The sequence below is a fragment of the Helicobacter sp. 'house sparrow 1' genome (assembly GCF_900199585.1).
In the GTDB taxonomy this organism is placed as follows: domain Bacteria; phylum Campylobacterota; class Campylobacteria; order Campylobacterales; family Helicobacteraceae; genus Helicobacter_H.
In genome coordinates, this window is sequence record NZ_FZQY01000005.1 from 48,084 (window position 1) to 68,366 (window position 20,283).

At 33.4% G+C, this 20,283-nt stretch carries 24 protein-coding genes and 5 tRNA genes; 14 read left to right on the forward strand and 15 right to left on the reverse strand.

Going from position 1 to position 20,283, the window contains the following annotated elements; all coding sequences use genetic code 11:
* Window positions 1-9 precede the first annotated feature (9 nt).
* From C6H31_RS03440 to gltX, 12 genes are all read right to left on the reverse strand, one after another.
* Complete coding sequence (locus tag C6H31_RS03440) at window positions 10-876, reverse strand: P-loop NTPase (RefSeq protein ID WP_104697429.1); 867 nt, start codon at window positions 874-876, stop codon at window positions 10-12.
* A complete protein-coding gene (gene flhF / locus C6H31_RS03445; protein WP_104697430.1) occupies window positions 873-2,216 on the reverse strand; it encodes a flagellar biosynthesis protein FlhF in 1,344 nt (447 codons plus the stop codon). The genes C6H31_RS03440 and flhF overlap by 4 nt, the downstream gene beginning before the upstream one ends.
* Window positions 2,216-2,701 (reverse strand): 2-amino-4-hydroxy-6-hydroxymethyldihydropteridine diphosphokinase, encoded by a 486-nt coding sequence (folK, locus tag C6H31_RS03450; RefSeq protein WP_104697431.1) that lies wholly within the window; start codon window positions 2,699-2,701, stop codon window positions 2,216-2,218. Before folK ends, flhF begins: the two co-directional genes overlap by 1 nt.
* Before the next feature lie 2 nt (window positions 2,702-2,703).
* A complete protein-coding gene (locus C6H31_RS03455; RefSeq protein WP_104697432.1) occupies window positions 2,704-3,729 on the reverse strand; it encodes a M24 family metallopeptidase in 1,026 nt (341 codons plus the stop codon).
* A 4-nt stretch (window positions 3,730-3,733) separates the two neighbouring features.
* Window positions 3,734-4,213: a type II 3-dehydroquinate dehydratase gene (gene aroQ / locus C6H31_RS03460; RefSeq protein ID WP_104697433.1), complete on the reverse strand. Its 480-nt coding sequence runs from the start codon at window positions 4,211-4,213 to the stop codon at window positions 3,734-3,736.
* Window positions 4,214-4,276: 63 nt separating this feature from the next.
* Window positions 4,277-4,930, reverse strand: a complete 654-nt coding sequence (locus C6H31_RS03465) for a MotE family protein (RefSeq protein ID WP_104697434.1) — start codon at window positions 4,928-4,930, stop codon at window positions 4,277-4,279.
* The gene (locus C6H31_RS03470) at window positions 4,927-5,352 is read right to left on the reverse strand and encodes a flagellar export protein FliJ (protein WP_104697435.1); all 426 of its coding nucleotides are present in this window, start codon (window positions 5,350-5,352) and stop codon (window positions 4,927-4,929) included. Before C6H31_RS03470 ends, C6H31_RS03465 begins: the two co-directional genes overlap by 4 nt.
* Window positions 5,349-6,590, reverse strand: a complete 1,242-nt coding sequence (locus C6H31_RS03475) for an adenylosuccinate synthase (RefSeq protein WP_104697436.1) — start codon at window positions 6,588-6,590, stop codon at window positions 5,349-5,351. Before C6H31_RS03475 ends, C6H31_RS03470 begins: the two co-directional genes overlap by 4 nt.
* Before the next feature lie 55 nt (window positions 6,591-6,645).
* Entirely contained in the window at window positions 6,646-7,575 is a 930-nt protein-coding gene (locus C6H31_RS03480; RefSeq protein ID WP_104697437.1) for a ribose-phosphate pyrophosphokinase, read from the reverse strand.
* A 50-nt stretch (window positions 7,576-7,625) separates the two neighbouring features.
* The gene (locus C6H31_RS03485) at window positions 7,626-8,777 is read right to left on the reverse strand and encodes a hypothetical protein (protein ID WP_158657711.1); all 1,152 of its coding nucleotides are present in this window, start codon (window positions 8,775-8,777) and stop codon (window positions 7,626-7,628) included.
* Window positions 8,758-9,306 (reverse strand): YceI family protein, encoded by a 549-nt coding sequence (locus tag C6H31_RS03490; protein ID WP_104697439.1) that lies wholly within the window; start codon window positions 9,304-9,306, stop codon window positions 8,758-8,760. Before C6H31_RS03490 ends, C6H31_RS03485 begins: the two co-directional genes overlap by 20 nt.
* A 67-nt stretch (window positions 9,307-9,373) precedes the next feature.
* Window positions 9,374-10,756: a glutamate--tRNA ligase gene (gene gltX / locus C6H31_RS03495; protein ID WP_104697440.1), complete on the reverse strand. Its 1,383-nt coding sequence runs from the start codon at window positions 10,754-10,756 to the stop codon at window positions 9,374-9,376.
* A gap of 94 nt (window positions 10,757-10,850) precedes the next feature.
* On the opposite strand from gltX, the gene C6H31_RS03500 reads away from it, so the two are divergent.
* The gene (locus C6H31_RS03500; RefSeq protein WP_104697441.1) at window positions 10,851-11,486 is read left to right on the forward strand and encodes a trimeric intracellular cation channel family protein; all 636 of its coding nucleotides are present in this window, start codon (window positions 10,851-10,853) and stop codon (window positions 11,484-11,486) included.
* Window positions 11,487-11,540: 54 nt separating this feature from the next.
* Here C6H31_RS03500 and gmd read toward each other — a convergent pair whose 3' ends face one another.
* From gmd to C6H31_RS03515, 3 genes are read right to left on the reverse strand one after another with little or no spacing between them, the layout of a single operon-like run.
* Entirely contained in the window at window positions 11,541-12,650 is a 1,110-nt protein-coding gene (gene gmd / locus C6H31_RS03505; protein ID WP_104697442.1) for a GDP-mannose 4,6-dehydratase, read from the reverse strand.
* A 31-nt stretch (window positions 12,651-12,681) separates the two neighbouring features.
* A complete protein-coding gene (locus C6H31_RS03510; RefSeq protein ID WP_104697443.1) occupies window positions 12,682-13,497 on the reverse strand; it encodes a DNA ligase in 816 nt (271 codons plus the stop codon).
* Window positions 13,491-14,864, reverse strand: a complete 1,374-nt coding sequence (locus tag C6H31_RS03515) for a mannose-1-phosphate guanylyltransferase/mannose-6-phosphate isomerase (RefSeq protein ID WP_199768126.1) — start codon at window positions 14,862-14,864, stop codon at window positions 13,491-13,493. The genes C6H31_RS03510 and C6H31_RS03515 overlap by 7 nt, the downstream gene beginning before the upstream one ends.
* Window positions 14,865-15,226: 362 nt before the next feature.
* On the opposite strand from C6H31_RS03515, the gene C6H31_RS03520 reads away from it, so the two are divergent.
* The 13 genes from C6H31_RS03520 to rplL all read left to right on the forward strand — a co-directional run bounded on the left by C6H31_RS03520 (window position 15,227) and on the right by rplL (window position 20,263).
* Window positions 15,227-15,302: transfer RNA gene (locus C6H31_RS03520), tRNA-Thr, on the forward strand.
* A gap of 88 nt (window positions 15,303-15,390) precedes the next feature.
* Window positions 15,391-15,475: transfer RNA gene (locus tag C6H31_RS03525), tRNA-Tyr, on the forward strand.
* A 24-nt stretch (window positions 15,476-15,499) separates the two neighbouring features.
* Window positions 15,500-15,576 (forward strand) — tRNA-Gly (locus tag C6H31_RS03530).
* Window positions 15,577-15,684: 108 nt separating this feature from the next.
* Window positions 15,685-15,759, forward strand: a tRNA-Thr gene (locus C6H31_RS03535).
* Window positions 15,760-15,868: 109 nt separating this feature from the next.
* Window positions 15,869-17,068, forward strand: coding sequence for an elongation factor Tu (gene tuf / locus C6H31_RS03540; protein ID WP_104697444.1), 1,200 nt, complete (start codon window positions 15,869-15,871; stop codon window positions 17,066-17,068).
* An 18-nt stretch (window positions 17,069-17,086) separates the two neighbouring features.
* Window positions 17,087-17,245 (forward strand): 50S ribosomal protein L33, encoded by a 159-nt coding sequence (gene rpmG / locus C6H31_RS03545; protein ID WP_104697445.1) that lies wholly within the window; start codon window positions 17,087-17,089, stop codon window positions 17,243-17,245.
* 23 nt (window positions 17,246-17,268) lie between these two features.
* A tRNA-Trp gene (locus tag C6H31_RS03550) sits at window positions 17,269-17,344 on the forward strand.
* A 23-nt stretch (window positions 17,345-17,367) separates the two neighbouring features.
* A complete protein-coding gene (gene secE / locus C6H31_RS03555; RefSeq protein WP_104697446.1) occupies window positions 17,368-17,547 on the forward strand; it encodes a preprotein translocase subunit SecE in 180 nt (59 codons plus the stop codon).
* Between the two features lie 15 nt (window positions 17,548-17,562).
* On the forward strand, window positions 17,563-18,084 hold the full coding sequence (gene nusG / locus C6H31_RS03560; RefSeq protein ID WP_104697447.1) for a transcription termination/antitermination protein NusG: 522 nt from the start codon (window positions 17,563-17,565) through the stop codon (window positions 18,082-18,084).
* A 17-nt stretch (window positions 18,085-18,101) separates the two neighbouring features.
* Window positions 18,102-18,527 carry a 50S ribosomal protein L11 gene (gene rplK, locus C6H31_RS03565; RefSeq protein ID WP_104697448.1) on the forward strand — a complete coding sequence of 142 codons (426 nt, stop codon included), beginning with the start codon at window positions 18,102-18,104 and terminating at the stop codon, window positions 18,525-18,527.
* A 48-nt stretch (window positions 18,528-18,575) separates the two neighbouring features.
* Window positions 18,576-19,280, forward strand: coding sequence for a 50S ribosomal protein L1 (rplA, locus tag C6H31_RS03570; protein WP_104697449.1), 705 nt, complete (start codon window positions 18,576-18,578; stop codon window positions 19,278-19,280).
* Between the two features lie 96 nt (window positions 19,281-19,376).
* Window positions 19,377-19,859 (forward strand): 50S ribosomal protein L10, encoded by a 483-nt coding sequence (rplJ, locus tag C6H31_RS03575; protein WP_104697450.1) that lies wholly within the window; start codon window positions 19,377-19,379, stop codon window positions 19,857-19,859.
* Between the two features lie 26 nt (window positions 19,860-19,885).
* On the forward strand, window positions 19,886-20,263 hold the full coding sequence (gene rplL, locus C6H31_RS03580; RefSeq protein ID WP_104697451.1) for a 50S ribosomal protein L7/L12: 378 nt from the start codon (window positions 19,886-19,888) through the stop codon (window positions 20,261-20,263).
* The last annotated feature ends 20 nt before the right edge of the window (window positions 20,264-20,283 follow it).

The following is a 20,283-nucleotide window of genomic DNA, read 5'->3' on the forward strand; positions in this document are numbered from 1 at the left end:
TTCCTTGAACTAAAGATAACTAAGCATCCTTTTTAAGAAACTACCAAAGTTTGCTTTTGGAGTTTCAAGCATATTGCGTTCCACTTTTGAGATTAATTGTCTTGCTACTTCCTCCATATTAAGACTAAAGGCATTATATGGTTCGGTTTTTGTGATGAGTTCTCTATATTTAGTAGACCCTCTCACGGTATTATTGGCCAAAAAGTTGCCCAAATAAAAGAGTTTTAGATGAGGGATATTTTTTAGAGCCACACTTTGTATTTTTTGGAAAATATTTAAGGCCTCTTGATTTCTTGAAGCCATATTAACAATCATTAAAATCTCTTCTCTATATTTTGCATTGATTTTTATTGTCGCATAGGCATCTGTAATCGCAGATGGATCTGGTGTGGTGATTACAATCACATAATCTGAAGCATTTAAAAAAGCCTGTGTGGTAGTTCCAATACCTGCACCCGTATCTACAATCACATAATCAAAAGCTTCAAAAACAAGACTCTCATTTGCAAAACTATCCAAAATATTAAATTTATCGGCAAATTTCAATATCTCTTCGCCACTATCTCCAGGTATTAAGAAGAGGTTTTTATCTACAGGACAAATAATATCATCAAAGCTTGCTTCTCCCTTTAGTACATGCAATATATTTTGTTTGGTGCGCACACCAAAAATAAGATCAAGATTTGCTAATCCGATATCTGCATCAAAGACCCCAATTTTATATCCCATTTTTGCAAGAATAAAGGCAAGATTGGCACTAATTGTTGATTTTCCTACCCCACCTTTTCCGCTTGTAATTGCAATAAACTTCGTGGAATGTAATTTCTTTTCACCACGAAGTAATTGTTCAAGTTTTGTTGCTTGATTTTCGCTCATTTTCTACCTTTACTTGGATTATAAAAACCATCAAGCAAGCAGTCAGCAAGATAGTCATTTGACGCCACACATAGGTCTGTGGGTACTTCTTGACCTACAGAAAGATAACTAATTGTTTTTTTTGTTTCATATGCAAGAGAAAACAGATTTCCCAAACCCTTGCTTTCATCTAATTTACTAAAGATAAAAGAATCAATATCTAGTTCACTAAAAGATTGATAGATATCCCTTAAGTCCTCATATTTTGTTGTCGCAGATAAAACTAGCGCGATGTCAATTTTATAATTGTTTTGTGTGAATTTTTTTAGTTGATTGATTTTTTGTTTATCATGCTGAGAGTGCCCAGCTGTATCTACAAGAATAATATCACAATATCTGAGCGCATCAATTTCTTTTAAGAAATCTTCAGGCTCAATCACTGTTTCTATACTAATTTTCATTTTTCTTGCATACCAAGTAAGTTGCTCTAAAGCACCTATTCTATAAGTGTCTAAAGTTATGATTCCCACTCGATATTTCTTATCTAAAAGTTTGGAATATCTTGCGGCAAGTTTTGCTAATGTTGTGGTTTTTCCAACTCCTGTTGGTCCAGTTAGCATAATAATTTTTTTATTTCCTAAATCAAGGTTTTCATTTCGGCAATAAAGCATTTTTCTCAAGACTTCTCTGAAATACCGCTTGATAGTCAAAGAGTTTTCCCTCATTTTTAAAGGCATCAGCTCTAAGCTTAATTGCATAATTTCATCAAGATGGGCAGAATGCATACCGCTATTTTTTGCAATTCTATAAATTTCTGCAAATTCTTGGGGGATTTGTATATTATTGGGTGATTTTTCTTCCCAAAACATACTTTGGATAAGCTTCATCCTATCATTAATTTTATCCAGTTCGGTTTTTATTGCCTTGAATTCTTTGCTCTCATTTTGTTCTTTTTTAAATTTTTCCTCTTCTTTTCTAAGAACTTTGCTTTCAAACCTTAAATCAAAATCATCAGAAGCTTTTTTATTATCTAAAGTTTGATTGATTTCTCTTACAGCGCTTGAAAGTTGAACGCTTACAGCATCATTTTGATTTTCTTCTTCAAAATTACCAAAATATTTTTTCTTTGCATTTTTTTGTGTAATTTCATCAAGACGCTTTTGAATACTATTTTTTGGAGGAGGTGGAGTATCTTGAGTGTCTTCTTCTACTGCAACAATAATCTCATACAAACCTGCTTGACCTAATGTCTTTTTTCTCACTTCTCTAGTTTTTACAACAAGTGCATCTTCACCATGCTTTTCTTGCGCAATTTTTAATGCTTGAGCAGCAGTTTCTCCACCATAGGTATAAAGTTTCATCACCTTTCCTTTTGTAGATTTTGTAGCATCAGTGGTATTATAACAGATTCTCGTTGTTTCCAATACGGGTGGGGAATTTTTAGATGCGGGTAGGTGATTTTAATCTTATTAAAGAATAAGAGATCAATATCTAGGGTTCTTGGCGCATTTTTAAAAACTCTTTTTCTAGGTCTTTTGAATTTTCTTTCAAGATAGAAAATTGTACAAAAAACCGCCCTTAAATAAAGAGGGGTTTGTAGAGTAAGAGTTGCATTATAAAAGTCTTGTTGGTTGGTATATCCAAATGCAGGATTTTGATAAATGGGACTTGAGGAGACAATAAAAAAGAGTTTATTTTTTTGAAACCATGAAAATAAATGATCAAAAGTTTGGAAGCAATTCCCTTGATTCCCTCCAATTCCTATTGTAAAAGTATTTAAAGCAGAATTTTTTTTAAAAAAGGGAGTGGAGAAAGGAAAATGGGGGGTAAAAAATATCTTCCGCATCTCTAAAGAATATGAGCCCTGCCATTTTTTATTACAACAAGATCTTCAATTCTTACTCCAAATTCATTAGGAAGATAGATTCCTGGTTCAATAGAAAAAACCATGCCATCTTCTATAATCTCTTCGCTTCTTGGGGAAATAAAAGGTAGCTCATGTATATCTAGTCCAATTCCATGTCCTGTGCTATGGTTAAAGAAATTCCCAAAACCATGTTCTTCTATAATGTTTCTTGCTATGGCATCAATTTCTTTACCCTTCATCCCACTTTTGATACTCTTTATTGTTTCTTCCTGTGCCTTTAATACAATATCATAAACTTTTTGTTTCTTAATATCTTTGAAACTTTGTTGTTTCTCAAAATGAAAGTTCTCATCAAAAATGGCAGTTCGTGTTCTATCAGAACAATAGTGTTTAAATTTGATACCAGCATCAAAGAGAATCAAATCTTCTTTATTAAGAAGAGAAGTAGAGGCTAATGCATGAGGTTTTGCAGCATTTGCATTGATACCAATAATGGGTTCAAAACTTAATTCATAATTGCCGTGGTCTTGTAAAAAATTCTTCGCATAAAAAAGGAGTTCTTTTTCATTTAAAGGATTTTTTTGATTTAATAAAAAAGAGGCAAATTTTTCATAAGCCTTTTGGTTGAGGTGTTGAGATTGAGCAATTTTTTGTATTTCTTCTTGGTTTTTTATTATCCTTAAGCGCTGATGAAAGGAAGCTTTAGGCTTTAAACTCGTATTGCAGAGTGATGATATTTGATTAAAAACAGAAACACTTACTTGTTGATCATCAAAAATCAGCTCTTTGGGCTTTAAACTATTAATAAGCTTAATAAGCCCCTGAGTGATATTAGATTCTTCAATAATTTGTGTATTTTTGGAGCAAAATTCCTGTGCCTCAAGTGTGTATCTAGAATCTGTGATAAAAAAGCAATCTTTTTGAATTTTTAATAGCCAAGCATTATCACAACTAAACCCACACTCATAAAGCTGTGCACTTTGATCTTGAGTAAAAAAATCAAACATAAGACTAGTTGTTTTGTTGTTTGGCTTGAGCCTCTTTAACTGCTTGAATTTCATTGAGAATTTGTAAGATTGAAATTAAAGCAAGATGGTAGCCAAAAGCTCCAAAACCTGTAATAACACCGGCAGAAGCAGCACCAGTGTAGCTATTTCTTCTGAATTCTTCTCTAGCAAAAATATTGCTTAAATGAACCTCAATTACAGGAACACCAGCAGAAGCAATAGCATCAGCAATTGCAATAGAGGTGTGAGAGTATGCACCAGGATTGATGATGATCCCCTGATATTCTCCCCCAATACATTCTTGAATTTTATCAATAATCTCGCCCTCAAAATTGCTTTGAAAAAAATCAATATCAAACTTGTTTTGTTTTGCAAACTCTTGCATATTTGAGTGAATTTGCTCAAGCGTTATTGGTCCATAGATTCTTGGATCTCTATGTCCTAGAATATTTAAGTTTGGCCCCTGTATAACTAGGATTTTCATTTTTAATTCCTTAATAATAGATTTCTATTACTATATAAAAAAGTAGCTGATTTTTTAATTAAATTAAATGAGAGGTTTTTTTTGTTCCCCATCAGGAATGCTCATAATATGCTCCTCCTGCACTTCTTGTTTTTTAACTTCTTGCTTTTTTTCCTCAAATGGAGGACCCTTTTTAAGGGTTTCTGTTAATAATGCTGCTTTTTTAGGCTCCATTTTTGCCAGAATTTTTCCAATTTCTTGTGGCTTAAGATAAAAAAGAATATTGGCAGCCTCACTAAGGCTAAGATCACTTAAAATTGCTGCAGCTTTTGAATCTTTCATTTTAGAGTAGGTTTGCGCAACCTTGCTCTCTGTTTCATCGCGGATTTGTCTTAATATATCCTCATTTTTTGCCAAAATTTTTTTTACCCTTTCTTCAGCTTCTTTTTGTTTTGTTTGTAAAAGAATTTCCTTGTCATTTAAGGCTTGGGTTTTTTGTTTTAATTCTTCTTCTTTATCTTGAAGTTTTTTTTCTCGTTGATTAAATAAGTCCTCGCTTGCTTTTTGTAGCATTTCTAAAGATTGTTTTTTTTCTTCAAGGGTTTGGATTTGTTGAATAATTTCTGATTTTTTTGCTTCAAAGATTGCATTACACTGTATAAGCTTTGAGCTTTCCTCTTGTGTTTCTTCTGCATAAAGATAGCTGAGTATAAGAGCCAGAAATATTTTCTTTTTCATTTTTTATCCTTATTGAAAGTAAATAACATTGTACTCACTTCATCGATATGTTTTGTATGCTGTTTTTTGATTTCATTAATTCTTCTTTTTTGTTCTGATGTGTGTATATAATTTAGCTTTTCATATTCTATATAAATTTTTTGATAAGCTTGCTCAAGCTCCCTTTTTGTTTGCTTGAGATTTGAGATTTCAGCGTGCATTGAATCTATTTGAAATAAAAATGCATTTTTATATTCTTGCAAAACTTTAAAATCTTGAAAATTTCCAGAATGTGGAATACTAAATTCCTTCATTTGAGATTGAAATTGCGCAATTTCATCAAATTTATGTGCAATAAGATGATTGATTTGGGCAATTTCCATTTCTTTTTGTTCTAGTTCTTGTTTTTTTATTTTGATAAGAGGATAAAATGATGTTTTCATAAAAAAATAATATCATCTCTTTGAGGTGAGGTGGAAATAAGAGAAACTTTAACACCAATAATTTCCTCTAGGGTGCGGATATAATCTTGAGCTTTGGCAGGGAGGAGGTTAAAATCTCTGATGCCTAGAGTATCTCCCCAGCCCTCAAGAGTTTTATAAATTGGTTTAATGTTTTGCATATTGCTTGGTACATAGTCAATGATTTGGCCATCAAGTTCATAATGTGTGCAAATTTTTACTTCTTCAAAATGATCTAAAACATCTAATTTCATCAATGCTAAACTTGTACAACCATTGATTTTGCAAGCATATTTTAGTGCGACTGCATCAAGCCATCCACAGCGTCGCTTTCTTCCTGTGGTCGTTCCAAATTCATGTCCTTTTTGACAGATCAGATCTCCTATTGGTGAGTTTTCTTCAGTTGGGAATGGACCATTGCCTACTCTTGTGCAATAAGCTTTTGCTACACCAATAATATGATGAAATTCTTTTGGAGGAATGCCTGTTCCACTGCTTGCACCAGCAGAAATTGTGGTAGAACTGGTTACAAAAGGATAGGTTCCATGATCAATATCAAGCATACTCCCTTGAGCCCCCTCTAATAGAATCTTTTTTCCTTGATCAATTCCATCCCACAGAAGTTTTGTAGTATCTGTGATAAAAGGAAGAATAGATGGGCTTAATTGTTGTATTTGTTTGAAAACACTATCAGGGCTTGGAAAGGTGATGTTATAAATACTCTCTAAAGATTTAATGCCCTCATAATAATCTTGAAGTTTTTGGTAGAAAATATCAAGATTATTTAGATCTCCTATTCTAAAACCAGATCTTGAAACTTTGTCACTATAAGCAGGCCCAATACCTTTTTTTGTGGTTCCTATAGCTTCTTTTAAAATATTCTCTTTAGCAGAATCTAAGATTTGATGATAAGGGGTAATAATATGGGCACGATCGCTAATAAAAAATCTACCATCAAGATTTTGATATTGTTGCATTTCTTTTGTAAGAGCTTCAAGAGATACTACAACACCATTTCCAATAATATTTTTGCATTGAGGATAAAGAATACCTGATGGCATTAAATGTAGAGCATATTTTTTATCATCCACCACAATAGTATGTCCAGCATTATGACCACCTTGATATCTTACAACATAGTCATATTCTTTTGCTAATTTATCAACAATTTTTCCCTTACCTTCATCACCCCATTGGATCCCAACAATTAAATCTGCCATATTTATCCTTATTTTTTATATTTTTAATAATGCTATTTTATACTTAATTAAGTCTCTAGATAAAAAGAGAATTAACGCTTTCATTGTAGTGGATTCTGCGAATAACTTCAGCAAATAATGGAGCAACGCTAAGCACAGTAATTTTTGAACAAGAATTTTTAAGGGGAATGGAATTGCTGACTACAACCTCATCTAAAACACTCTCTTGGATTCTTTGGATAGCAGGACCACTTAAAACAGGATGGGTTCCAAGAGCCATTACAGAATTTGCTCCTCTAGATTTTAATACATGGGCAGCCTTGCACATAGTCCCAGCTGTATCAATCATATCATCAACCAAGATAACATCTTTACCCTCAACATCTCCAATAATATTCATCACCTCGCTTTCATTTGCCTTTTCTCGTTTTTTATCTACAATGACTAGATCTAGGTGCAGTTGATCTGCAAAATATCTTGCTCTTGATACGCCTCCAATATCTGGACTTGCAATAATTGGATTGTTAAAGTTTTTTGAGCGAATATAATCTCTAAAAATAATAGAGCCATAAAGATTATCTACTGGGATATCAAAGAAACCTTGAATCTGTCCTGCGTGTAGATCCATAGTAATGATGCGATTAATACCAGCACTCTGCATTAAGTTTGCAACTAACTTTGCTGTAATTGGAACTCTTGGTGCAGCCTTTCTATCTTGTCTTGCATATCCAAAATAAGGAATAACAGCATTAATGGAATTAGCAGAACTTCTTTTAAATGCATCTGTCATGACTAGCAATTCCATTAGATTGTCATTTGTTGGAGCACAGGTTGGTTGAATGATAAAAATATCTTTACCACGCACAGATTCTGAAATTTGAACACTGATTTCTCCATCACTAAAACGACTTATATTTGCCTTTGAGACAACGCCATCAAGATATTTGGCTAGCTCTTTACTAAACTCTGTATGGGCAGTCCCACTGAAAATTTTAAAACCCTTCATAAAACATCCTCATTCTTTCTTGAAATTATAAGTTGTTAAACCTTAAAAGATTATTTGTATCCCAGTGTATTTAACAGCTTGTGTGTATCTAGACTTAAAGTCAGCATTTGTTGGTGATAAAATCCTTCATGATTAAAGTGTAAAATAAAGCTAAACCTCCCGACTAAATAATGATTCTTGTATTCATAATAAAGCTCTGCACGGTCATAGAAACGAGATTGATAAAATGGTAATCCTGCATAGAAATTTTCACCATATTCTCTAAAATATTTAAATTGTCTATCGCCAAAATATAAACTATTGTCGATACCAAAACCCTTGTATTGTAGTTGTGTATCAAGTTGCCATCCAATTTGATTGCTAAAAGGATCTGTTCCAGTAGAGAGCCTTCTTTTTCTCTCCATTGAAGAAAGATTGCTAAAAGAAATTTTTATTTTATCTAGGCTAGGAATAAGCTGGGTGAGGTCTGTGCCAATAAACACCTGATAATAAAAACGATCTAAAAGATAGGTATCAAAATTATTTCCATCAAGATTTAAGAAATTGCTATTTTTAAAGTGATAGAGCAAGAAAGAACCACCAAGAAAGAACTTTTTATCAAAAAAATTCTTTCTTAAATATCCTTGTGTTAGAAACTCATCATCTCTTTTTTGAATATTTCCTCCATACCAGTCAAAAATAAATTCTGCTTGTAAATCAAGATTTTTTGAGTCATATTGAAACATTACACCATTATTTACAGGGTTGTAAAACAAGAAATCCTTTCTAAAAAAAAGATTAGAATATTCGCCTATCCAGTTTTTTTTTGAAAAGATTCCAAAATAGCCCTTAATATCATTGTAAGTAAAATCATAAGAGAGTGTAATTCCCCCCTTCATGGGATAATTCTCACCCATATTGTTGATAAAATATCCACCAAGATTAAGATTTTGATTATAAAAATGCACCCCAATGTGAGGAAATAAACTTCCAGCAAACAAGGTTCTTGTAGGCCAAATTTTTTGAGATTCTTCAAGGTTATCTAGTAAAAAATCAAAGTCAAAACCATAAATGAATTGAATAGGGCGTTGTAGCTTTGCTTGATCTGTTTGGTTGGAAATATTAAAGGAGGGAGGATTTTCCTGAGAAAAAACAAATGTAAAAACAAGAATGCTAAGCAGATAAAATCTGCTTAGAAGAGAGTTATTTTTCATATATTTCAAGTTGAATAGACACTTTTGACTCATTGCTTACAATCATATCACCAATACCTGTTCCAATATCAAAGTCTTTGCGCAGAATTACTCCTTGAATATCTAAAGCCATTACTTCTTTTTTGTTTAAAGGACTAATAGCAGGACCACTCACTTCAACATCAAATACAACAGGTTTTTTGATACCCTTGAAAGTCAAATCTCCATAGATTTTGTTTCCCTCGTGTTTTGTCATCACAAAATAACCCTTGTTAAACTTTTTAGAATCAAAAAAGTCATTTGAAGTTAAATGCTCATCTCTTTTCTTATTTTTGGTGCTAATAGAAGAGATATCAACCTCACCCTCAAATTTATTGATCTTTTTTGTTTGAGGATCAATATCTATATTTCCAGTAAAGGTCCCAAAATCACCACTTACTTTACTTAGCCCCAAGTGTTTAACTTCAAAGCCAACAGATGAGTGCGTGAAATCAATAGTATAGGGCTTTGCAAAACCAACTGAGCCGATAAAAAATAATGCTAATAAAAACTTTTTCATATTTTTCCTTTCTCTTATGTTTTATTAACCAGCAAAGAAGATATTATAAAATCCATGGGTTAATAATTTACAAAGCCTTGATTAATTTTTCCAAGCGTTTTAGGCTTTCTTCTTTACCTAAAATAAAACAGGTTTCCATTACACCAATACCTCCAGGCTTCCCAAGTAGGGCAAGACGGAGATTTGGCATCAGATTTCCAATTTTGATGTTTTTACTTGTTGTGAAATTGTGGATAAGGGTTTGAATATTATCTAATGAGGTAACATCTTCTTTTTCAAAATAAATATAAAAATCTTGCAAGATTTGTTTTGTTTCACTTGTACATTTTGCAAACATCTTGGCATCATAGTCTGTAGGTGCAGTAAGAATGTCATTAATATTATCTCGGAATTCTAGGAGGGTATGGGATCGATTCTTAATTTCATTAAAAAGCACATCTCTAATCTTTGGATTTATATCTTTTATTCCAAAATTTACAAGTTCTTTTTCTAGGGCATCATGAGATAGTTGTCTTATGTAATATTGATTTAACCAAAGAAACTTTTCTTGATTATAACAACTGGGGGAGCTATTTAAATTGTTTGCGCTAAATTTCTCTAGCATATCTTTTAAACTAAAAATCTCTTCATCTTGATAACTCCAGCCCAATCGCACAAGAAAATTTAAAAGAGCTTCTGGTAAGTATCCCATTTTTTTATATTCTATTACGCTTGTTGCACCATGTCTTTTACTAAGTTTGGATCCATCTGATCCTAGAATCATAGGAACATGATAAAACTTTGGAATCTCAAATCCTAGTGCTTGATAAACAACAATTTGCTTAGGAGTATTGCTTAAGTGATCATCTCCTCTAATAACATCTGTAATTCCCATCAAGGCATCATCCACTGCTACAACAAAGTTATAAGTAGGAGTTCCATCACTTCTTGCAATGATAAAGTCATCTACCTCTGTTGCTTGAAAGCTTACTTTTCCTTTGACTCCATCTTCAAAATCAATAGTGCCTTCTAATGGAGCTTTGATTCTTACAACAGGAGAGATTCCACTAGGAGGGGTTCCTTGAAAGTCTCTATAGCGATTATCATATCTTGGGGTTTGTTTTTTACTTTCTTGCTCTTTCCTTAAGGCTTCCAATTCTTCTTTACTCATATAGCAATAATAAGCTTTTTTTTCATCAAGAAGTTTTTGAATATATTGTTGATATAGATCAAACCGTTGTGATTGATAAATAATATCATTATCAAATTTTAATCCTACCCAGTCAAAAGCCTCAATAATTGCCTGTGCTGCTTCTTTTGAATTTCTTGTAAGATCTGTATCTTCAATCCTTAAATAAAAATCTCCTTGATTTGCTTTTGAATGCAAATAATTAAAAAGCGCAGTGCGTAAGCCCCCAATATGCAAATGTCCAGTGGGAGATGGAGCAAAACGAGTAACAATTTTTTTCATTTTTAAACCTTGTCAAATAAAATGGTTGAAAACATGGTTGCTATTTTACTAAAATGATAGGGTTTTTTGAATCAAAAAAGAGAGCAACTTGAGAATGGAAACAGGCGTATTATTGCATGTATTATTTATTGTGGGCATTGTTGTGGAATCTATGACAGGGGCTTTGGCTGCTGGAAAATTTAAAATGGATTTAATGGGGGTGATGTTTGTTGCACTTATTACAGCAATTGGGGGAGGTTCTGTTAGGGATGTGTTATTTAGTCACCAACCCTTAACTTGGATAAAGCACCCAGAATATATATGGATTATTCTTATTGCTGCAATCATTGCAACAAGAATTCCTAGAATTATCACAAGACTTGAGAGGGTTTTTTTGATTCTAGATGCAATAGGATTGGTTGTTTTTAGTGTGATAGGGACAGATATTGTGATGAAGAGTTATGACAATATGACTTTAGCTATCTGTGGAGGGGTAATTACAGGAGTATTTGGAGGAATCTTGCGAGATATTCTTTGTAATCAAATACCACTTATTTTTCACAAAGAAATTTACGCAAGTGTTGCGATTTTTGCTTCTGCTCTTTATTATAGTCTTATTCATTTCTTTGGTATCAATGAGGGGATTGCAAGTCTTATTACAATTGTTTGTGGAGCAACTCTAAGACTTGTTGGTATCTATTATAAGTTGGGACTACCTGTTTTTAGCACAGAAGAAGGGGAATATAAATAAAGTTTTTAGATTTGATTTTTAAATAGAGAAATAAAAATCAAATCTAATTTTAATTTATTCAAAATAGCTCAAAATAGTATAGCCATTATCCTTTAGATATTTGTCTTTTTGCATTAATTTTAGATCGCTTGCAACCATCTCTTTTATAAGCATTGAGAGGTTGTATTCTGGAACCCATCCCAATTTAGTTCTTGCCTTTGTTGCATCACCAATTAAGAGTTCAACTTCAGTAGGTCTAAAATACTTCGGATCAACTGCTACAACCTCTTTCCCTACAGGTAGCTTAAAATCCCCATCGCAATATTTTACAAATCCTTTTTCATCAATTCCACTGCCGGTAAATTCAAGTTCAATACCCAGCTCTTTAAAGGCTAAATAAACAAATTCTCTAACTTCTGTTGTAATACCTGTTGCAATAACAAAGTCATCAGCTTTTTCAGCCTGTAATATCATCCACATCATCCTAACATAGTCTTTAGCATGCCCCCAATCTCTCTTTGCAGAAAGATTTCCTAAATAAAGTTTATCTTGCAAACCTAGAGCTATTTTTGCAGCGGCTCTTGTGATTTTTCTTGTGACAAATGTTTCGCCACGGATGGGACTTTCATGATTAAATAAAATACCATTGCTTGCAAAAATATTATAAGCCTCACGATAGTTTATTGTGATCCAGTAGGCATACAGTTTGGCGCAGGCATAAGGAGATCTGGGGTAAAAAGGTGTTTTTTCATTTTGGGGAGTTTCTTGCACAAGTCCATAAAGTTCACTTGTTGAAGCTTGGTAGATTCTAGTTTTTTGAGTAAGATCTAAAAGTCGTACAGCTTCAAGAATTCTAAGTGTTCCTATACCATCTGCATTTGCAGTGTATTCTGGTGTTTCAAAGGATACTGCCACATGACTCATTGCAGCAAGATTATAAATTTCATCAGGTCTAGTTTCTTGTATGATGCGCGTAAGATTCATAGAATCTGTCATATCTCCATAGTGAAGAAAAAAATTTCTATTATTAAGATGAGGATCTTGATAGAGATGGTCAATCCTATCTGTATTAAATAATGAAGCGCGTCTTTTTATACCATGAACTTTGTATCCTTTTTTTAGTAAAAATTCTGCAAGATAAGCTCCATCTTGCCCTGTAATACCTGTAATCAGCGCGGTTTTCATGTCACTCCTTTTTTTATGGTTTTTTGAGAGATTAAAATTCTCTATAAAGTCTTAAAAAAACAGGATGCCTAGGGATGTTGTTTTTGGTTGTTTTATAAAACTTGTAGGTAATTATACTACCTATTTTTGGAGGATTTTTTCTAAAATCATCACTAAACCCACTCCCAATCCTAAAGGTTTTATCCCCATCTTTGCAGGTTAGCGAACCCACAACATTTGCATATTTTCCTTTACCTTTTTGGTATTCAATGATCTTGCATTCAGAATCAAAGAAAAACTTATATTTAAGGGAGCTTGGATTTCTTCCTGTAACATAAGGCTCTCCTTTTCTCCTCAATATAATACCTTCCCCATCTTTTAGCCTCACTTGCTCAATAAAATTTAATAACTCTGTCTTATCGTGGAATTGATATTGGGGGATAATTTTTATAAATTTTGGTTGATGAGATTTTAAGAAATCTTGTAAATGTTTGATTCTTTCCAAAAGGTCTCCCTTTTTATTTGGAACTTCAAAGACATAAAAAGAAAGATTTTCCCACAAAATCTTATTTTGTTGGTTTTTAACAATGGACACTATAGTTTCAAAATCACCTTGTTTTGTAAAAAGTTCCCCATCTATTGCAAATGGTGGAAAATCTTTGATAAACCATTTTGGAGGATTAAGGTTTTTTCCACTTCTTGAGAGGAGAGTTTTTCCATCCCAATATGCCCTAATCCCATCTAGCTTTTCACTAACAAAGTAGTCTTTTATCTCTATAGTATCAATATTTTGAAGTACCACAGGGTGAATAAGATCTAGTGCGTAGGCTTTGCAAATACAAATAAGAAATAATAGGATTCCTAGCATCTCTTAAAATCATCCTCAATACGGATGATGTCATCTTCCCCAAGATATTCTCCCATTTGCACTTCAATAATAACAAGATCAATTCTCCCCTCATTGGCAAGCCGGTGGGATTTTCCCATAGGGATGTAGGTGGATTGATTTGTATGGAGTTCAAACACTTTGTCTTCTAGAGTTATTAATGCTGTTCCACTTACTACAATCCAATGTTCATTGCGGTGAAGATGCTTTTGTAAGCTTAGGCGTGAATTTGGTTTCACAATGATCTTTTTAATCTTATAAAAATTACTCTCAAGAAGGACGCTATAAGTTCCCCAAGGTCGATGGGTTGTATTGTGTTGTTTGGCAAGATGTGGAAATTTTTGCTTAATAAGAGGTAGTAAATCCTTTACTTTTTGACTTTCTCCTTTTTTGATGAGTAGAAGTGAATCTGATGTGTCAATAGCAATGAGATCTTTAATGCCAATTGTTGCAACAAGCTTATCTGAAAAAATAAAATTATTACTGCTTTCTTCTTGAATGATTTTTGTTGGGTTGATGAAGCTAGTTTGATCAAATTCTTTACTTAGAGAATCAAAACTTCCAATGTCATTCCAAAGCAGGTTGGATTCTATGCAAAATACTTTTTTACTTTTTTCCATTAAGGCATAATCGATGCTAATAGATGGAATACTTTCATCTTTTGGTAGCCTAATATATTGATTTTCTCGTGCAGATTTTATAAAGACTTCTTTGCATGTTTGAAGGAGTAAAGGAGCGTGTATTGCCATCTCTTTTAAGAAAAAATCAACATTAAAACAAAACATTCCACTATTATAGAAATATCCACCTTGTTGGATAAACTCTTCACATTTTTGCAAGGATGGTTTTTCAATAAAATTTTTAACATCTCCATTTATGGAGTGAATATAGCCATAGCCTGTGATGGGCTCTGTTGGTTTTATTCCAAAAGTAACCAATAAATTCTTTTTTGCCATATCTATTGCTTTTAAAATTTCTTGTTTATAAACTTCTAGATTTGATATGAGATGATCACTTGGTAACACAATCAAAATGTCTTCAGGATTTGAATTGAGTGCGCTAAAAGTGATTGCAGGAGCTGTATTTTTTGGAGCAGATTCTAAAATAAAACTTGAGATTTCTTGTTGTATTTCTTTTGCCTGATCTTGCAATAAGAAAAAATATTGCTCATTTGAGACAATTTCAAAGGATGCTTGAAACTCTTTTGCTAAAAAAGAATTTCTTAAAAGTGTTTTTTGAAGAAGAGACTGATTGTCTAAAATTTTACTAAACTGTTTTGGAAAGCTTTCTCTAGAAAGTGGCCAAAGTCTTGTTCCATTGCCACCACATAAAACTACAATCTTTATCATTTTTTGATCCTTAATAAGGTTTCAAAAGATACTATGATCTTAAGAATTTAAAATTTAATATGAGTTTGATAGCTCAATTTTTGCTTATCAAAATTACTATGCATAGAATAATACAGGATTTATCTTAAGATGATTGAGTTTCTAGTCAAACTTAATCTAAAATAATTGAAGAATTATTTTCTTTATGGGATACCCTATAATGGGTTGTTTAGTTAATGTGTTTTAAATTCTTTGAGTAAAACTCATACAAAAAACTCAAAGAGTTAAGTTTATTTGTCTTGACAAAAAATTTTTTTTGTTATAAAATTCCGCCCTCACAGTTTTATAAGCAGTGATTTTAATTTGATTGATAAAGTATTTGTGCTGGTTTAGCTCAGTTGGTAGAGCAGCTGCCTTGTAAGCAGCAGGTCGGGGGTTCAAGTCCCTTAACCAGCTCCATCAAACCCTTTACAGACTTATCTGTATTCAGTGTTTGACCAGTTACCTTATGTTTAATATTTTGGAATGATATTAAAATATTTGTGTTGGTGAGATACTCAAGTGGCCAACGAGGGCAGACTGTAAATCTGCTGACTTTGTCTTCCGTGGTTCGAATCCACGTCTCACCACCATACTAATAAGGTCGTTTAAGTGATGCGGGAATAGCTCAGTTGGCTAGAGCATCAGCCTTCCAAGCTGAGGGTCGCGGGTTCGAGCCCCGTTTCCCGCTCCATTGGATACTGGGAGCTGAAGATTCGTCTTTAAACATTTTATTAGTAGCTCCAAAAGTTTTATGAATTAATTTTTTAATCACTTAATTATATAGCTTTAGTTTTTTGTTGCCCATATAGCTCAGTGGCAGAGCACTTCCTTGGTAAGGAAGAGGTCGGCGGTTCAATCCCGCTTGTGGGCTCCAGTTTTGGTTTTTGTTGTTTTATTTGGAGTTTAGAAACCTTCATTTTAACAATTTTTGTGTAAAATAAGGGCTTTAACCCAGAAATCTATCAAAGTTATAGGAGAAAAAGATGGCTAAAGAAAAATTTGTCAAAACAAAACCACATGTTAATATTGGTACAATTGGGCACGTTGACCACGGTAAAACAACGTTGAGTGCTGCTATTTCTGCTGTTTTATCTCTCAAGGGTCTTGCTGAGATGAGAGATTATGACAATATTGATAACGCACCTGAAGAAAAAGAAAGAGGTATCACAATTGCTACTTCTCATATTGAATATGAAACAGAAAATAGACACTATGCGCATGTTGATTGTCCTGGACACGCAGACTATGTAAAAAATATGATCACTGGTGCTGCACAAATGGATGGTGCGATTCTTGTTGTTTCTGCAGCTGATGGTCCAATGCCTCAAACAAGAGAGCATATTCTTCTTTCAAGACAAGTAGGTGTTCCTTACATTGTTGTATTCTTGAACAAGCAAGATATGGTTGATGATCAAGAATTATTAGATCTTGTAGAAATGGAAGTAAGAGAGTTATTAAGTGCTTATGAATTCCCAGGCGATGATACACCAATTGTTGCTGGTTCTGCTTTAAAAGCTTTAGAAGAGGCTAAGTCTGGTAATATTGGAGAGTGGGCTGAGAAAGTATTAAAGCTTATGGCTGAGGTTGATGCTTATATTCCTACACCAGAAAGAGATACAGATAAGACTTTCTTGATGCCTGTTGAAGATGTTTTCTCAATTGCAGGTCGTGGAACTGTTGTAACTGGAAGAATTGATAGAGGTGTGGTAAAAGTAGGTGATGAGGTTGAGATCGTTGGTATTAGAGACACTCAAAAAACTACAGTTACTGGTGTTGAAATGTTTAGAAAAGAACTAGATAAGGGTGAAGCTGGCGATAATGTTGGTATTCTTCTAAGAGGAACAAAAAAAGAAGAAGTTATCAGAGGTATGGTTCTTTGTAAGCCAGGTTCTATTACTCCACACAAAAAATTTGAGGGAGAAATATATGTTCTTTCTAAAGAAGAAGGTGGTAGACATACTCCATTTTTTGATGGATATAGACCACAATTCTATGTTAGAACAACTGATGTGACTGGTTCAATTAAGTTGCCAGATGGTGTAGAGATGGTTATGCCTGGTGATAATATTAAGATTAATGTTGAGTTAATTACTCCAATCGCTCTTGAGCTTGGAACAAAGTTTGCAATCAGAGAAGGTGGTAGAACTGTTGGTGCAGGCGTTGTTACAAAAATTATTGAATAGTAATTTGGGAACTAGATAATGAAAGTTAAAATAGGGTTAAAGTGTTCAGAGTGTGGTGATATCAACTACAGTACTACAAAGAATGCTAAGACAAATACAGAAAAACTGGAGCTTAGAAAGTTTTGTCCAAGACTTAATAAACATACCTTACATAAAGAGGTTAAGTTAAAAAGCTAGATTCTTCTAGCTTTTTAGCAGTTAGGTCAGTAGCTCCAATGGTAGAGCGTCGGTCTCCAAAACCGAGTGTTGGGGGTTCGAGTCCCTCCTGGCCTGCCATTTATGATTGAATGGAAGTAAAGATGAAAAAGATATTAAGTTATTATAGATTAGCTAAAGAAGAGCTTGATAAGGTAATATTTCCGACAAGAGAGCAAAGAAGAAATTCTTTTATTGCTGTTTTAATTGTTGTGAGTGCTGTTACTCTTTTTTTGGCATTAGTGGATTTAGTTTTATCTGCTTCTGTATCTAGTATTCTGTAAGTTATAGGAGAGATTATGGCATTAGATTGGTATGCAATACAAACTTATTCTGGTAGCGAACAATCTGTTGAGAAAGCAGTTAGAAATCTTTTAGATAGTGCTAAGATTGATTGTCGCATTATTGTACCCACAGAAGATGTTTTTGAATATAAAAATGGTAAGAAGATTACTAAACAAAGGAGTATATATCCAGGATATGTATTCATCCAAGTAGATTTAACTACTTCTATTTGGCATATGATACAAAGATTACCAAAAGTTTCTAAGTTTATTGGTGAGGATAAGAAACCTACGCCTTTAAGCCAAGAGGATGTCACATCTATTCTAGAGAAGATTGAAAAAAGATCAGAGCCTAAACCAAAGATATTTTTTGGAAAGGGTGAGGTTGTTAGAATTATTAATGGACCTTTTGTCAATTTTACGGCTGTAGTTGAAGAGTATGATGTTGAACACGAAAAGTTGAAGCTCAATGTTTCAATTTTTGGTAGAAATACTCCTATAGAAATACTGTATTCACAAGTAGAAAAAATAGTATAAAGTAAGAAGGATTAAATATGGCAAAAAAAATTGTTGGTGAATTAAAGCTTCAGATTCCTGCTGGTAAGGCAAATCCATCTCCTCCTGTTGGACCTGCTTTAGGTCAAAGAGGTGTGAATATTATGGAATTTTGTAAAGCTTTTAACGAAAAAACAAAGGATATGGGAGATTTTAATATTCCTGTTATTATCACAGTTTATCAGGATAAGAGTTTTAGTTTTGTTACAAAAAAGCCTCCTGTGACTGATTTGATTAAAAAAGCAGCAAATATATCAAAGGGTTCAGATAATCCTTTAAAAAATAAGATTGGTAAATTGACTCAAAAGCAACTTGAGGAGATTGCAAATACAAAGATGGAGGATCTAAATGCCAATAGCATCGAGGCTGCAAAGAAGATTGTTGCTGGAAGTGCTAGAAGTATGGGTATTGAAATAGTGGATTAATAGATTTTAATTACAAAGATTTATAAAGAAAGAATGGAGATTTAAGGTATGGGAAAAAAGGTAGCCAAAAGATTACAAAACTTGTTATCAAAGTTTGATAACACACAACTTTTTAACTTAGAAGATGGCGTAAAAACTGTAAAGAGTTTGGCATCTGCTAAGTTTGATGAAACTGTTGAGATTTCTTTGAAGCTTGGCGTTGACCCACGACATGCCGATCAAATGATAAGAGGAGCAGTGGTATTGCCTAATGGAACTGGAAAGAAGGTTCGTGTAGCAGTTTTTGCAAAAGGTCTCAAGGCTGATGAAGCTAAGAATGCTGGTGCAGATGTTGTTGGAGATGATGATCTTGTTGAAGAAATTAAAAATGGTAATTTGAATTTTGATATGGTAATTGCAACTCCAGATATGATGGCTTTGGTTGGTAAAGTGGGAAGAATTTTAGGACCAAAGGGCTTAATGCCAAATCCAAAGACAGGCACCGTTACGATGGAGGTTGGTAAAGCAGTTGAGAATGCAAAGGGTGGGCAAGTTAATTTCCGCGTTGATAAGAAAGGTAACATACATGCTCCACTTGGTAAGGTAAGTTTTGATGAGAATAAAATTAAAGAAAATTTAGTAGAGTTCTTAAAAACTATCAACAGATTAAAACCTGCTTCAGCAAAGGGAAGATATATTAAAGGTGCTGCATTGTCTTTGACTATGTCCCCTTCTGTGAAGCTTGAGACACAAGAATTATTAGATATTAAGTAAAATTGTATTTTATCTTTAGGCTGAAGACTATGAGAGCCTTGTGCTTAATAGGATGAAATCCATCTCATATAGGTTTAAGTCTAGAAAGGAGGAAGAATGACTAAACAAGAAAAACAGGCATTGGTTCAAAGTTTAACTTTAGAGTTTAAAGCTTCTAATTCCTTGATAGTATGTGATTATAAAGGTCTAGATGTTAAGAAACTAGAGAGTTTAAGAGATTCTGCTAGAAAACTTAATGCTAGAGTTCAAGTTATCAAGAATACACTTGCAAGCATCGCGTTAAAAGAAGCTGGATATCCTGATCTTAATTTGAAAGATACTAATATCTTTATTTGGAATGATGAGCAAATTTCTCTTTCAAAGCTTGTGATGAAGTTTGCTGATGAAAATAAAGAACTATTTAGTGTTAAAATAGGATGTTTTGATGGTGAAATAGTAGATACGCAACATATAACTGCAATTTCTAAATTGCCAAGCCGTGATGAGCTTATTGGAATGTTGCTTTCTGTTTGGACTGCACCAGCAAGATATTTTGTTACAGGTTTAGATAATTTGAAAAAGCAAAAAGAACAAGATTAAACATTAAGAAAGAATAGGAGTTTATAATGGCTATAACAAAAGAAGAAATTTTAGATTATATTGGTAATTTATCAGTTTTAGAGCTTTCAGAGCTAGTAAAAGCTTTTGAAGAGAAGTTTGGTGTTTCTGCTGCTCCTACAGTTGTTGCAGGTGCAGTAGGTGCAGGTGCAGCTGCAGGTGGTGCAGAAGAGAAGACAGAATTTAATGTTGTTCTTACTGATGCTGGTGCTAACAAGATTAATGTTATTAAGGTAGTTAGAGAGATTACTGGTTTAGGATTAAAAGAAGCTAAGGAAGCAACCGAAGCAACACCAAGTACATTGAAAGAAGGTGTTAGCAAGGAAGATGCTGAAAACTTCAAGAAAAAGCTAGAAGAAGCAGGTGCAAAAGTAGAAATTAAGTAATTTTAATTACCACTACTTTT

Coding starts and splice junctions, on each gene's coding strand:
- nusG (WP_104697447.1), top strand. CDS start 17,563: ATGGCATTAGATTGGTATGCAATACAAACTTATTCTGGTAGCGAACAA.
- flhF (WP_104697430.1), bottom strand. CDS start 2,216: ATGAAACTTTATACCTATGGTGGAGAAACTGCTGCTCAAGCATTAAAA.
- C6H31_RS03480 (WP_104697437.1), bottom strand. CDS start 7,575: ATGAAGGGTTTTAAAATTTTCAGTGGGACTGCCCATACAGAGTTTAGT.
- rpmG (WP_104697445.1), top strand. CDS start 17,087: ATGAAAGTTAAAATAGGGTTAAAGTGTTCAGAGTGTGGTGATATCAAC.
- C6H31_RS03510 (WP_104697443.1), bottom strand. CDS start 13,497: ATGCTAGGAATCCTATTATTTCTTATTTGTATTTGCAAAGCCTACGCA.
- C6H31_RS03455 (WP_104697432.1), bottom strand. CDS start 3,729: ATGTTTGATTTTTTTACTCAAGATCAAAGTGCACAGCTTTATGAGTGT.
- rplA (WP_104697449.1), top strand. CDS start 18,576: ATGGGAAAAAAGGTAGCCAAAAGATTACAAAACTTGTTATCAAAGTTT.
- C6H31_RS03465 (WP_104697434.1), bottom strand. CDS start 4,930: ATGAAAAAGAAAATATTTCTGGCTCTTATACTCAGCTATCTTTATGCA.
- aroQ (WP_104697433.1), bottom strand. CDS start 4,213: ATGAAAATCCTAGTTATACAGGGGCCAAACTTAAATATTCTAGGACAT.
- gmd (WP_104697442.1), bottom strand. CDS start 12,650: ATGAAAACCGCGCTGATTACAGGTATTACAGGGCAAGATGGAGCTTAT.
- secE (WP_104697446.1), top strand. CDS start 17,368: ATGAAAAAGATATTAAGTTATTATAGATTAGCTAAAGAAGAGCTTGAT.
- C6H31_RS03500 (WP_104697441.1), top strand. CDS start 10,851: ATGGAAACAGGCGTATTATTGCATGTATTATTTATTGTGGGCATTGTT.
- tuf (WP_104697444.1), top strand. CDS start 15,869: ATGGCTAAAGAAAAATTTGTCAAAACAAAACCACATGTTAATATTGGT.
- rplJ (WP_104697450.1), top strand. CDS start 19,377: ATGACTAAACAAGAAAAACAGGCATTGGTTCAAAGTTTAACTTTAGAG.
- folK (WP_104697431.1), bottom strand. CDS start 2,701: ATGCGGAAGATATTTTTTACCCCCCATTTTCCTTTCTCCACTCCCTTT.
- C6H31_RS03515 (WP_199768126.1), bottom strand. CDS start 14,864: ATGATAAAGATTGTAGTTTTATGTGGTGGCAATGGAACAAGACTTTGG.
- C6H31_RS03475 (WP_104697436.1), bottom strand. CDS start 6,590: ATGGCAGATTTAATTGTTGGGATCCAATGGGGTGATGAAGGTAAGGGA.
- C6H31_RS03440 (WP_104697429.1), bottom strand. CDS start 876: ATGAGCGAAAATCAAGCAACAAAACTTGAACAATTACTTCGTGGTGAA.
- gltX (WP_104697440.1), bottom strand. CDS start 10,756: ATGAAAAAAATTGTTACTCGTTTTGCTCCATCTCCCACTGGACATTTG.
- rplL (WP_104697451.1), top strand. CDS start 19,886: ATGGCTATAACAAAAGAAGAAATTTTAGATTATATTGGTAATTTATCA.
- rplK (WP_104697448.1), top strand. CDS start 18,102: ATGGCAAAAAAAATTGTTGGTGAATTAAAGCTTCAGATTCCTGCTGGT.
- C6H31_RS03490 (WP_104697439.1), bottom strand. CDS start 9,306: ATGAAAAAGTTTTTATTAGCATTATTTTTTATCGGCTCAGTTGGTTTT.
- C6H31_RS03470 (WP_104697435.1), bottom strand. CDS start 5,352: ATGAAAACATCATTTTATCCTCTTATCAAAATAAAAAAACAAGAACTA.